This window comes from Amycolatopsis alba DSM 44262, from assembly GCF_000384215.1.
GTDB lineage: Bacteria > Actinomycetota > Actinomycetes > Mycobacteriales > Pseudonocardiaceae > Amycolatopsis > Amycolatopsis alba.
In genome coordinates, this window is record NZ_KB913032.1 from 5,249,651 (window position 1) to 5,262,700 (window position 13,050).

The 13,050-nt window shown below is 67.9% G+C and carries 10 protein-coding genes; 6 read left to right on the plus strand and 4 right to left on the minus strand.

Translation table 11 applies throughout. The features are described 5' to 3' along the window. Positions 1–281: 281 nt before the first annotated feature. From AMYAL_RS0125105 to AMYAL_RS0125120, 4 genes are all read right to left on the minus strand, one after another. Positions 282–1,271: a 3-oxoacyl-ACP synthase III family protein gene (locus tag AMYAL_RS0125105; RefSeq protein WP_020634019.1), complete on the minus strand. Its 990-nt coding sequence runs from the start codon at positions 1,269–1,271 to the stop codon at positions 282–284. Continuing rightward, positions 1,268–3,064 (minus strand): ThiF family adenylyltransferase, encoded by a 1,797-nt coding sequence (locus tag AMYAL_RS0125110; protein ID WP_020634020.1) that lies wholly within the window; start codon positions 3,062–3,064, stop codon positions 1,268–1,270. The genes AMYAL_RS0125105 and AMYAL_RS0125110 overlap by 4 nt, the downstream gene beginning before the upstream one ends. Before the next feature lie 351 nt (positions 3,065–3,415). After that, the gene (locus AMYAL_RS0125115; protein WP_020634021.1) at positions 3,416–4,165 is read right to left on the minus strand and encodes an SDR family NAD(P)-dependent oxidoreductase; all 750 of its coding nucleotides are present in this window, start codon (positions 4,163–4,165) and stop codon (positions 3,416–3,418) included. Continuing rightward, complete coding sequence (locus tag AMYAL_RS0125120; RefSeq protein ID WP_245193031.1) at positions 4,153–5,340, minus strand: glycosyltransferase 87 family protein; 1,188 nt, start codon at positions 5,338–5,340, stop codon at positions 4,153–4,155. The genes AMYAL_RS0125115 and AMYAL_RS0125120 overlap by 13 nt, the downstream gene beginning before the upstream one ends. Before the next feature lie 135 nt (positions 5,341–5,475). Here AMYAL_RS0125120 and AMYAL_RS0125125 point away from each other — a divergent pair, with 135 nt between their 5' ends. The 6 genes from AMYAL_RS0125125 to AMYAL_RS0125150 all read left to right on the plus strand — a co-directional run bounded on the left by AMYAL_RS0125125 (position 5,476) and on the right by AMYAL_RS0125150 (position 13,045). Next, positions 5,476–6,381, plus strand: a complete 906-nt coding sequence (locus AMYAL_RS0125125; RefSeq protein ID WP_026467420.1) for an AraC family transcriptional regulator — start codon at positions 5,476–5,478, stop codon at positions 6,379–6,381. Positions 6,382–6,459: 78 nt separating this feature from the next. Beyond that, entirely contained in the window at positions 6,460–7,311 is an 852-nt protein-coding gene (locus tag AMYAL_RS0125130; protein WP_020634024.1) for a dioxygenase family protein, read from the plus strand. A 194-nt stretch (positions 7,312–7,505) separates the two neighbouring features. Continuing rightward, positions 7,506–8,840, plus strand: coding sequence for an erythromycin esterase family protein (locus AMYAL_RS0125135; RefSeq protein WP_026467421.1), 1,335 nt, complete (start codon positions 7,506–7,508; stop codon positions 8,838–8,840). Positions 8,841–8,954: 114 nt separating this feature from the next. Further along, a complete protein-coding gene (locus tag AMYAL_RS0125140) occupies positions 8,955–9,920 on the plus strand; it encodes a sporulation protein (RefSeq protein WP_020634026.1) in 966 nt (321 codons plus the stop codon). 414 nt (positions 9,921–10,334) lie between these two features. Continuing rightward, positions 10,335–11,051: a S1 family peptidase gene (locus AMYAL_RS0125145; RefSeq protein ID WP_020634027.1), complete on the plus strand. Its 717-nt coding sequence runs from the start codon at positions 10,335–10,337 to the stop codon at positions 11,049–11,051. Positions 11,052–11,233: 182 nt separating this feature from the next. Beyond that, entirely contained in the window at positions 11,234–13,045 is a 1,812-nt protein-coding gene (locus AMYAL_RS0125150) for a VMAP-C domain-containing protein (protein WP_026467422.1), read from the plus strand. Positions 13,046–13,050: the final 5 nt, after the last annotated feature.

Genomic DNA, 13,050 nt, shown 5'->3' on the forward strand with positions numbered 1-13,050 from the left:
GTGCCGCAGAACACCTCTCCGCTACCCGGAATTATCATCATCCCGGCTGGTGTGCTGACCATTTGAACCCGCGGAAAATAAAATTCAATTCCGTTCGACTGTGGCGGTGAGTCGTGATGAAAGGTGACTTCCGGTCTTCGGTGCCTATCACGGCGAAAGGGTGCCGGCAGCCTCTGAAGCCGGAAGCCTCCCCGTTCTTCGGATCGTCAAAATGTCTTGCAGGGCGGCCAGTTCGGCATGACCAAAGACATCGCGAACATCAGAACACCGATCACGGCCATCTAAGCCCTGAAGCACAGAGTGCCCCACTGGAACCCCGCCCCGATCGCCGACACGACGAACGCGTCGCCCTCCCGCACCGAGCCCTCCGAGAAACCCTTGTGCAGCACGGTGAAAACACCGGCCGAGCCGGTGTTGCCGAGACTGTCGACGGTGATCGGCGCGCGGTCACGCGGCACGCCGAGTTTGTCCATCGCCGCTTGCACGATGTTCAGGTTGGCCTGGTGCAGGAAGAAATGGGCCACTTCGTCCACCGTCAGCCCGGCTTGGCGAGTGGCGTTCAGGACGCTGTCCGGCAGGCATCGGGTGGCGGTGTCCCAGACGGCCCGGCCGTTCATTTTGAGGTAGTGCCGCCCGCCCGCGAACGTCGTCGCCCCGGCGGGCTGCCGCGAGCCGCCTGCCGGGATCTCGACGTCGTAGGACAGTTCGGCGCCGAAGTCCCAGCCGAGCAGTCCGGTGCCCGGTGTCACCGCCCTGGTCAGCACGGCGGCACCCGCGGCGTCACCGAAGAAGACACGGGTGGCGCGGTCTTCCGGATCGGTCACGCGGGACGCGCTGTCGGCCGCGATCACCAGGACCCGTTCCGCCGCACCGGTTCGCACCAGGAGGGAACCGAGGAACAACGCCTGGACACCGTTCGCGCACGCGGCCTGCGTGATGTCGAAGGTGAGCGCCGGGAAAGCGCCGAGCGCGTCCTTGACGATCAGGGCCGTCGACGGCAGCGGCTGGTCGTAGGTGTAGGTCGCGACGATGATCGCGTCGATGTCCCTTGTGGCACAACCCGCCGCCGCGAGCGCGGGCAGGGCGGCGGCCACGCACATGTCCGAGGTGGCGAGATCCGGGGCGAGCCAACGGCGTTCCCGGATCCCGGTACGGCTGACGATCCACTCGTCGGAAGTGTCGAGCGTTTCGGTGAGCCGCCGGTTGGTGACGACGTCAGGGGGCAGGTGGACACCGGTGCCTGCGATCCGGACGGGCAGCGGCGGGGTCACGTGACCGTGCTCCGTTCCGGGCTGAGCTGGCGGTCGAGGTCGGTGTAGAACCGGCCGGACACGCACGGCAGGCCGAGCAGGACACGCCGCGCGGCTTCGCCGCAGAGCGCGCCGCCCAGCGCGACCCCGGAAGCCAGTTGCGGCCAGCTGCTCAGCGTGCGGCCGAGTTCGCCGAAGGCCGCGGCCAGCTCCGGGCTGATCCGGTCGGCGTCGACCATGGCCAGGATCATTTCGACCTTCTCCTGGTGGCCCAGTTCGGCGACGTCCACGGATTTGATGTCGCCGAGCAGGCCGTGCAGCAGTGGCCGGTCCGGCTCGAGGTCGAAGCGTTCGACGTCGAGCATGCCGCGGTCGTTGCAGTCCATGACGACCGGGATTCGCAGGTCGCGCGCGTATTCGCGGGCCGCGACCTTGACCCACGGGGTGTCGCACTCCTCGATCAGGAGGTCGATGCCGCCGGTGAAGAACGCCTCGATGTTGTCCTCGGTCAGGCCGCCGCGGTGGATCTCGATGTCGAGGTACGGGTCGATCTCGAACATCTGGCGCGCGGACAGGACCGCTTTGTTGACCCCGAGTTCGTGCACGCCCGCGCGGAGCCGGTTCAGGTTCGAGAGGCTGAAGTCGTCGAAGTCCGCCAGCGCGTAGGCGCCGCCGATGCCTTCGAGCGCGAACGTGAGCGCGGCGCTGTTGCCGACCGAGAGACCGATGATCCCGATGCGCTTGCCGAGCAGGCGGCGCTGCTCCGGCCGGTTCACCTTGCCACGATTGCGATCCGTGCGCACGAGCCGGAACTCGTCGCGCGGCAGGAGGTGTACGAGCCGCCGCGACCACGGGTACCAGACCCAGGTGCCGTACTCCCAGTGCGCCAGCCCGGCGAGCTGATCCCGTTTCCTGTCCTCGATTTCGGCCGCGTCGCGGCACGACGGTTCGCGGCTGCGGACCAGTTCGGCGAGCTGTTCGTCGAGGGTGTCGTGGACTTCGCGGACGTCGCCGGAGGCCAGCAACGCCGTCAGCGCGGCGAAATCCGCCGGATCGCGGGGTGCGAACAGGGTCGGCCGCCACGTGTCTCGATCGGGTCCGGAGGTGGCGATGAGCGCGGCGGGCGCGGGCCTGCCCGACGGGGCCGCGGTGGTGAGCGGGGTGGGCGTGGAGGCGGCGACCACGGGGAATTCGTCCCGGAGCCGGGTGACGAGATCGTGGTGCCGTCCGGCACCGTCGGCCACGCGGTGGAACATGATCACGACGTCTTCGGTGTACTGCTCGACATAGCGGCGAGTGCCCGGCATGGCGGCGAAACCGAACTGCTCGTGGAAACGGTCCTGGCCGTCCTTCGTCCCCGAAGTACCGATCATGGCGTGGGCGCCGAGATGGTGCGCGGCGCCGATCGCGAGCGCGTTGAGGTACTGCCCGAGCCCGAGTTTCCGTGCCCGGTGCTCGACGACGAGCCTGCTGTGTTCGAAGACGTGACGCGGCTCGACGCCTTGCGCGGCAAGCAAATTCTCGTACCGCTCGGTGCCGAGGTAGGCCCGCGACTGGAAGCTGTCGCCGGTGGCGGGGGTGGAGAGCCGGATGTAGCCGAGCGGCTGGCCGTCCGGCTGTCGCCGGGCGATGAAATGCCAGGCCCCGAAGTCGAGGTCCTGGTCGTCGGTGTGGGAACCGTCCGCCCGGCGAAAGGCCGGACGGCGACCGCGGTCGAACAGGATCCGCGCGCGAAGTTCCCGCACGGAGTCGAGCAGGCAGGTGTCGGCCCCGAGGAACGCGCTGACGATCCACGGGTGGTTGAGATCCGTCAAGTGACGCCTTTTCTGAGGAATGTGCCGGAATTCGGCGAGATAATCGTGGGGAAAGCCTGGTATTTCTACGAAAACCGGACTGACACGGACTGTAGCAGTGAGGCGACGGAGCGTCCTTGGCGATGTGCGCGGTCAAGCGATGCGCCCGAGCGGGTGCGGCAATCGTTTACCTTCGGCGACTTCGACAATCCGTCACGGCCGGGCAATCAGATTGATGAACCGGGAAGGCGATTCCTACCTGATGGAGTGGCGCGCCCTTTCGCAGCGAAAGTGCGCCATGGGAATACTTGTGATGGAGGTCACAGGGTCATGCGGTGAAGTAGCCGACCTCGGATGTTCCCCGCCCGGCGATCACCAGGTGGGATGCGCGGAGACGCCACCGTCCACGGTCAGGTTGTGGCCCGTGATCCACGCCGCGAGCGGCGAGGCGAGGAACAAGCAGGCGTTCGCGACGTCGCCGGGGGTGCCGAGCCTGCCCAGCGGTGCCGCCTGTTCCCAGCGGCGGACGCCCTCCGGCCAGGCGTCGCCGAGTCCCGGACGCTCGATGAGGCCGGGCGAGACGGCGTTGACACGGAGGCCGCGCGGGCCGTATTCGAGCGCGGCGGCGCGGGCGTGCATGACCAGCGCGGCCTTCGCGCTGCTGTAGTGCGCGTGCCCCGGAGCGGGGTGCGCCGCTTCGATCGAGGCGATGTGGACGACGCTGCCGCCGTCCATCACCTCGGCCGCGGCCTGAGTGCAGGAGAACGCGCTGGTGAGGTTCGCGTCGAGAAGGGCGCGCCAGGTGTGCGCGGACATCCCCGGCAGCGGCTCGACCGGCTGCACGCCGGCGTTGTTGACCAGAGTGTCCAGCCGTCCGGTCCAGGCCGCCGCCGCGGCCACGAGCCGCCGGGCTTCGCCGTCGTCGGTGAGGTCGGCGGCGAAGGCCTTGGCGGTACCGCCCGCCTCCCGGATCCGCTCGACGACGGCGAGCGCCGAGGTCCCGTCACGGTGGTAGTGCACGGCGACGGCGCTGCCCGCCTCGGCGAAGCGCAGGGCGATGCCGCGGCCGATTCCGCCGCTGGCCCCGGTCACGAGGGTGGTGGTGCCGGTCAGGTCGAGCATCGATGCTCCTTCCGCAGCGCGAGCACACCCGCGACGACCAGGAAGATCAGGCCCGCGAGGACGTAGCAGTTCCCCAGCCACTGCTGGGCGGCCGTCCACGTCTGCCCCGGCCGGTCGAAAGCGGGGAAATACCGGAACGGTGCCGCGACGAAGACCGTGGCGCCGACCCCGGTGACGGCCAGCCAGATCAGCGCCCGGCGGTGATCATGCCGATGGAGCACCGCGCAGGCGGCGGTGGTGAACAGCGCCGGGGCGATCCACACCCAGTGATGCGACCACGACGTCGGCGAGATGAGCAGGGCGAACGTCGCGTTCAACAGCAGCGCCGGCACCGCGGCCGAGCGGGACATGGTCAGCGTCACCAGCGCCAGCAGCACGACGGTGAGGACGAGCCACAGCGGTTTGGCGGACTCGGCGCCGAAGCGCGCGAGCACGGCCTGCAGGGTCTGGTTGGTGTGGAACGAGGTGCCGCTGATCCCCGACGCGCCGGCGAGTCCGCCGAACCAGTAGCGCACGGAAGCCTCCGGGGCGACGGCGAACGCCACGGCCGAGGCGGCCACGAACGTGCCCATCGAGGTCAGCGCGCCGCGAAAGTCCTTGCGCACCAGGAAGAACAGCAGGAACGCCATCGGCGTCAGCTTGACGGCCGCGGCCAGCCCGACGCCGATGCCCCGGTAGCGGCCGCGTGCGAGCAGGCAGTCCGCCGCGACCAGGCCCATCAGCAGCAGATTGATCTGCCCGAACCCGAGGGTCTGGCGGACCGGTTCGAGGAAGAGCGCCGGAGTGATCGCCAGCGACGCGACGAGCAACGCCTTCCGCCGGTCCGCCGACGGCCACAGCGTGCGGGTGATCGCGTAGAAGGTGATCCCCAGCGCGGCCAGGCTGAGCGCGTACAGCACGAGCACGGCGCCGGTCCACGGAAGCACCGCCAGCGGGGTGAGCGCCAGCGCGGCGAACGGCGGGTAGATGAACAGCAGCGGGATGCCCGCGTCGGAAAGCGGCAGGGCGCCGTAGAGGTCGCCGCCGGTCCACAGGGTGTCGACGCCGAAGCGGTAGATCTCGAGGTCGCTGTGGGAATCGCCGGTCGTCACCCAGGCCACGGCACAGGCCAGCACCAGTGCGGCGAACGCGCCGACCGGCCACCAGGTCCGGCCGCGCGACGTGGCTGGAGACATCGCGTGGTGACCCTTCGGACGTGCGTCGATGATCACGACTGTACCGGGCGGCCGAGATCCGACTTCCGTCGGCAGTCAGCGCACTCGCATTGGTCTAGACTTTTCAATTCCCAGTGTGGTGAAAGGGACCGGTCCATGCGCGGAACGACGGTGTTGCCCAGGACGCCTTGCCTGAAACCCAAAGCGGGGGAATTGCCCTTGCATCGGCTGGAGGTCCGCGCGCCGGACGCCCTGCCGTTCACGGTCGGTACCTTCGACACGATCGGGCCGATGTCGCGGGCGGCATTCCCGCATCGGCACACTTTCTACGAAATAGTCCACGTCACCGGCGGCACCGGTGACCACGTCATCGATTTCACCCGCTGGGAATTGGGGCCACCTCAGCTCGCGGTCATAACACCGGGGCAGGTGCATCATTGGGATGCCCGCGATCTCAGCGGATTCGTCGTGTTGTTCACCGACGACTTCCTGCTCGAACATCCGTCGGACCGTGAAACCCTGCGAAGGCTGAGCCAGCAGCCGTGGCGGCTCGACGCCCGCGCGGCCGAGGAGACGGCACGGCTGATCGCCGAACTGGACGAGGAATTCCGTTGTGGCGGACAGGGTACCGATTCGGTGCTGCGAGCCCTGATGCACGTGCTGATCGTCCGGGCCGGACGGCTTCCCGGACTCGCGGATCCACGCCCGCCCGCCAGGGCACAGGCGGTGGGAACGGAATTCGCCCGGCTGCTCGGCAGGCCCGATCTCGGGCTCTGGTCGGTCAGCGCGCTCGCGGAACGTATCGGTGTCACACCGGGATATCTGACCGACGCGGTGAAAACGGCGACCGGCCGGACAGCGGCACAACTGATGCGCGAGGCGAGGACCAGGGAAGCGAAACGGTTCCTGCTCGGCACGGATCTCACCGTGCGGCAGGTCGCCAGCCGGGTCGGATTCGCGGATCCGGCCTATTTCTGCCGGTTCTTCCGACGGGAAACGGGGTTGAGTCCCGGTGATTATCGCAGGACCGGAGACGGGCCCCCGGAGATTCACCACGACTGACCAAGTCAGTCCATCGTCCGCAGCTGATCTTCTCCATACCGTCGAGGGTGATTCCCGAAGCCCCACGAGGAGCAGGTCATGGACGAAGATAACAAGCTCAGCCGAAAGACTGTGCTGAAGGCCGCGCTCGCCGCGGGTGTCGTCGCCCCGGTCGCGCTGGTCGGTGGCCCCGCTCTCGCGCGCACCACCGTCGCGAGCGGCAAGACGCCCGAGCTGACCCCGGAATGTCACGACGGAGACGCCCCGACCATCGCGCAGACCGAGGGTCCTTACTTCAAGCCGAACTCTCCGGAGCGGACGTCGCTCGTCACCCCTGGCACGCAGGGCACGAGGCTCACCGTCTCCGGCTTCGTCTTCGGTCTCGCGTGCCAGCCGATCGCGCGGGCGCTGCTGGACTTCTGGCAGGCCGACGTCAACGGAAACTACGACAACTCGGGGTACACCTTCCGAGGTCACCAGTACACCGACGACCAGGGCAGGTTCTCGCTGAGCACGATCGTGCCGGGCTTGTACCCCGGTCGTACGCGGCACATCCACGTCAAGGTGCAGGCGCCCGGCAAGCCGATCCTGACCACACAGCTCTACTTCCCCAACGAGCCGCGCAACAACACCGACACGATCTTCGACCCGCGGCTGCTGATGGACGTCCGGGACGCGGGCCAGGGCAAGGAAGCCGCGTTCGACTTCGTGCTCAACGTGCGGCAGACGCCGACGTCGACGTCGCGGCCGACCACCTCGAACCCGACGACCTCCAACCCGCCCACTTCGACCTCCAACCCGCCCGGCGGGACGACCTGGGCGGCGGGAACCGGCTATTCCGCGGGCGTCCGGGTCACCTACAGCGGCCGCGGTTACGTGTGCTTGCAGGCGCACACGGCCCAGCCCGGCTGGGAGCCGCCGAACACGCCCGCGTTGTGGCGCGCGGAGTGACGAGCAGCCGCTGCGGAGGGAGATGAACGCGGGTGGATTCCGCCGCCGGGCACCAGGTCCCGGCGGCGGGGTCCACCCGCTTTCCCGTGGGGTGGGGTTTTCCCCCATCCGAAGTCGGAGCTCTGCTACAGCGCGCCGCCTGCCCTCTTCGGACGATGATCGCTTTCGACATCGGAACGAAGGGGTGAACGGGTATGACAGAGAACCGCAAGCGTTGGGGGAAAAGAGGAGTGGCGGCCGCCGCGGTGGTGGTGACGGGGGCGATGCTCGCGCCCGCGGCGAACGCGGCGGAGACGGCGACGTCCTGGCGGGACCCGGTGCGGTCGCTGGAGCTGGCGGCGCATCCGCTGCGGTCGACCGAACCCGGCCGGAACAACGCCGACCTGCGGGCCTTGGGCGCGATGATCGGCGGTGCGAAGGTGGTCGGCCTCGGCGAGGCCACGCACGGCTCGCACGAGTTCTTCGCGATGAAGGAGCGGGTGTTCCGCTATCTCGTCGAGGAGAAGGGGTTCCGGGCGTTCGCGCTGGAGTCGAGCTGGTCGGCGGGCATGGAGATCGACGACTACGTCCAGACCGGCCGGGGCGACGCCCGCGAGATCTTCAAGCGGACGATGGCCGGTTCCCCGTGGGACCGTGAGGAGTTCGTCAGCCTGATTCAGTGGATGCGCGACTACAACCGCGCCCACCCCGCCCGCACCGTGCACTTCGTCGGTGACGATCTCGGCGCGCCTTCGGTCAACGACGCGTTCTTCGCCAGGATCACCGACTACGTGCGGCAGCATCATCCGGCGGCGCTGCCCAAGCTGAACCAGCTCTACACCGGTCTTCGCCCGATCGACGACCATCTCGCCTACCTCCGCAAACCGCTCGACGAACGGAAGCGGCTCGCCACCCAGGCGGAGCAGGCCTTCGAGCTGATCAAGGGGCTCACCGGCGCGGGCGAGCTCGACTGGACCGCTCAGCACGCCCGGTTCGTCGCGCAGACCGCCCGGTTCCTCAGCGTCGACCTCTCGGACCCGAAGTCGCTGCCCGGCTTCCAGATCCTGCGGGACCAGGCGATGGCGCAGAACGTCGCCTGGTGGCAGCGGCGGACCGGGCAGAAGGTCCTGCTCTCCGCGCACAACACCCACGTCGCCTACATCCCGGACAACCCGGCGATGTACCCGAAGACGCAGGGCGCCTTCCTGCGCGAGACGCTGGGCCGCGACTACCTGCCGATCGGCTTCAGCTTCGACCGGGGTTCCTTCCTTTCCAAGGACACCGCGATCGGAGGCGACTGGAAGAAGTTCTCCGTCCCGGCCGCGCCGCAGGGGTCGAACGAGTACACCCTCGACAAGGTGCGGTTCGAGGACTTCTACCTCGACTTCCGCACCGCGCCGCCCGCCGCCCGCACCTGGCTGGACGCCGCCCGGCCCACCCGCACCATCGGCACGCTGTTCCCCGTCGACCCCGCGGTCATCTCTCTCGGGCGTTCCTACGACGCCGTCATCCACCTGCACGACGTGCGCCAGGCCGATCTGAGAAGGTAGTGACGCCGCGCCCGTTTAGGGGTTTTTAACCCGGTTTTCCTGGCGTGCCGCGGCGGATCTCGGTAGTAGTCGAAGTGTTCGCCCAGTTCCAGTACCCAGCGGAGGAAATCCCTGATGTTCAAACGGATGCTCAGCGCCTTCGGGGTCGGCGGCCCGTCCGTCGACACCGTGCTCGACTCACCGCACGCCGTGCCGGGCGAGGTGGTCACCGGACAGGTCCGCATCCAGGGCGGTTCGAGCGACGCCCAGATCGAGGAAATCCTGCTTTCGCTGGTGACCAGGGTCGAGGTCGAACACGGCGACCACGAGCGCGCCGGGACCGCGGAGTTCCTGCGGGTCAGCGCGGGCCGCAAGGTGAAGGTGACGGCGGGGCAGCTGACCACCGTGCCGTTCCAGCTCGCGCTGCCGTGGGAGACGCCGATCAGCGCTGTCGGCGGACGGGAACTGCCGGGCATGGTCGTCGGCGTGCGGACCGAACTCGTCATCGCGGGCGCGCCGGACAAGGGTGACCTCGACCCGCTGCTGGTCGGGCCGCTGGAGTCGCAGGACAGGGTGCTGGAGGCGTTCGGTGAGCTGGGCTTCTCCTTCCGCAGCGCCGACGTCGAGGCCGGGCAGCTGCACGGAGTCCGGCAGGAGCTTGGGTTCTTCCAGGAGATCGAGTTCTTCCCGCCGTCGCGCTACGCCGGCCGGGTCAACCAGGTGGAGCTGACCTTCGTCGCGAGCCCGCACGAGCTGGTGGTGGTGCTGGAGGCCGACAAACGCGGCGGCATGTTCCGCTCCGGTGGCGACTCCTTCGGCCGCTTCCACGTCTCGCACGAGGAGGCCCTGCGCACCGACTGGGCCGCGGCGATCGACGGCTGGCTGGCCAACGTCGCCGAATCCGGCGGCGGGCACGCCATGTTCGGCGGGCACCAGGAGCACTACGGCCACGAGTACGACCACCACGGTCACCACGGCAGGCGTGGTCCGGGGATGGGCGGTGTGGTCGCCGGTGCCGCGGCCGGTGTGGTCGGCGGCATGATCCTCGGCGAGGTCATGGAAGACGTCTTCGACGGCGGGGACGAGGGCTTCGAGGAGTAGACCGGGCTTGTGAGTGGCAAGGGACGTGTAGTGCTTGCCGGAGTCGACGGTGAAGGAATCGGGACGTTGAGTGTCCTGATTCCTTCACCGTCGCGAGACCACTCGGCCTCCAACGGGATCCAGCGGGTAGGCAAGTACCGGTCCACCAGAACCGTCCCTGCCACTCACGACCCCCGGTACTTTCGCGTGACTGAGTCCGGTGGTCGGCCTCACCGCGTGGCGGCTGCGCGGCGGGTCGGCGGAATACCTAATGATCTTCGCCGGGTACTCAAAAAATTCGCCGGGCGTCATGGAAATAAATAGGTAGCCCGCGCGAACTTTCGTCGGTTTCCGGCTTCTCTTGGCACGACACAGAATCAGCGCGTTGGTCCCCACTGACGCGGCCAAGACCCGGCCGCAGAAATGAGTCGGAACATGCGACTGCGCTCCCTCGTCCTGCTGGCAGGCACCGCCTTCATGGCGTTGCTCGGCTCGACCGCCCCCGCCGCGACCGCCGCCGAGCCCTCGGGCGCGCAGCCGATGATCATCGGAGGCCAGAACGCGCAGAGTGGTCCCTGGGCGGCCCGGCTGTTCGTGAACGGCCAGCAGAACTGCACCGCGACGATCATCGCGCCGCAGTACATCCTCACCGCCAAGCACTGTGTCGCGAGCAGCGGCACCTACACCTTCCGGATCGGCAGCCTCGACCAGCAGAGCGGCGGCACCATGGCCACCGGCTCGACCATCACCCGGCACGCGAGCGCGGACCTCGCCATCGTCAAGCTGACCGGTTCGGTCAACGCCACCTACTCGCCGCTCGGCACCACGAGCAGCGTCGCGGTCGGCCAGAACGTGCAGGTCTACGGCTGGGGCGCGACCAGCCAGTGCGGTTCGGAGATCAACTGCCAGTCCCGCTACCTGAAGGTCGCCAACGTCCGGGTCAACTCGGTCAGCTGCAGTGACTACAACGGTGGTGTCGCGGTCTGCGCGAACCGCGTCGACGGCATCACCGCCGGCGGTGACTCGGGCGGCCCGATGTTCTCCGGTGGCCGCCAGGTCGGTGTCGCCTCGACCAGCGACCGGTCGAACAACACCGCTTACACCAACATCACCCGCTACCGCAGCTGGATCCAGCAGGTCGCCGGCGTCTGAGGCCGGTGAAAACGGAGCCCTCCCCGGCGCGGTCGGGGAGGGCTCCGCGCTGTGGTGGGCAAATCACGAGCACGGAAAGAGAGAACCCTTTTGTCAATTGACACTCAACGCCAGGCCGAATGACGCGATAATGTGGCTTTCGGCGCCGGTGCATCGGTGCCATGGACCTTGGGAGGGGGCCAGTGGCGCGACCGACGCAGGCTCTCGACCGGACGATCGTCGTGGTGGACGTCGTGGGCTTCACCGCCCCGGACCGCAACCCGCTCGATCGGCTCGCCGTGCGCCAGGGCATGTACGAGGTGCTGAAGACCGCCTTCGCCGAGAGCGACGTCGACTTCGATTCCTGCGCGCACGAGGATCGCGGTGACGGAGCGTTGATCCTGCTCCCGCCGGGAACGATCAAGGCCCTGGTCGCCGATCGGCTGCCGGATCGCGTCGCGGTCGCCCTCCGCCGGTACAACCACACCCGGACCCCGCAGGCGCAGATGCGGCTGCGGGTGAGCCTCAACTCCGGCGAAGTGCTGAACGACGGGAACGGATGGGTCGGCGAGGCCGTCGACACCGCTTTCCGCATTCTGGACGCGCAACTGGCGAAGGACGCATTCGCGGAATCCGGCCGGATGATCGCCTTCATCTCTTCGCAGCGATTCTTCACCGATGTCATCGCGCAGGATCCGGGCCTGTTGCCCGAGTCGTACCGGCCGATACCGGTTTCGGTGAAGACGTTCACCGGAACGGCTTATCTGCGGTTACACGGAGAAGTCGGCGCACCGGTTCCGAAACCGCCCTCTCTCGCGATGGAGGCCGCCGGCGACCTGTTCATCACCGGCCTGAACAGCGCCGTTCTGGATTTGATCCCCAGCAAGGATTTGGCGGGCCTGCATCAGCGCCTGACCCGGATGGCGGTCCCTCAACTGGCGGTGATGATGAGCCGGGCGCTCGGTCCCGCCGTTCCGTTGCCGCCACTGGAGGGAATCACCGACGCGTGGGATGCTTTCCAGCTGCTCACCGATTTCAATGCCGGACCGGACGGGATCCCGCCGGCGGTCACGTTCTTGCGCCTGCTCGCGGAGAACGCGGAAAGTGAACCGGGCACCATGATCGCGGGCTGGATCACCGATCAGGCCAGGGCGCTGCGGCTCGGTCCCGCACTCGGGAACCAGCGGCAGAGCAGGCCGTCCATTCCGCAGCGTCCCCATTTGCATTTGATGATCATGCTCGAACCGGTTTCCGCCGATCCGACGAGATGCACTCTCGCATTCTGGCGTCAGGACGACCCGGACGTATGGCCGCCCGCCCTCGGTGGAGTGCGCGAAATCGGAATCGACGAGGTCGAGTTCAGGGTCGATGACGTCATCCTGGAGACTGAGGACGTCTGGTCCGGCCAGAGCATGTCCGCGTCGGTGGAATTCCTGCTGCCGAGGGCGTTGATCACTTTGCCCGTGCAGCGGTGGGCGAAGGAACACAGGACCGGCCAGCCCCAGCCGCTGCGTTACGGATATCGGCTCGGAGTACGGTCTTTGGAGAGGATGCGGGCGAGGCATTGGCATCGCGCATGGCACGTTCGCTGGGACTCGATGATGGAGGACCCCGCCGCCGAGAGGTTGCACTACTCCGGTTGTGCGGAATTCGAAGGTCATCCGATCGACGCGATTCTGAGCGACGAACACTGGGTCGGGCTCGTCCTGGCGAAACCGCCGTCGGCCTGGGTGGAACCCGGCGCCGAGCCGGACGAACTGACAAGTGCGCTGTCCAGCGGCCTGCCGGTGGTGTTGTGGCATCCGGACGCCGAGCCGGAGAGCCTGCGCGAGTTGCTCGACTGGGTATTGGCCGCGGAGCGCGGTTTTATCGAACTTCCGGATCGCCGCAAACTGGCGAATTCGGGTGCTGCGGTACCGTTCAAGAATTCTCTGGCTCACGATCTGGTGGTAATGTGGGACGACCCGAAACGGGTAATCGTTCTGGACCAGCCGTTGATCCCGACTCGACTGTAAGGGGA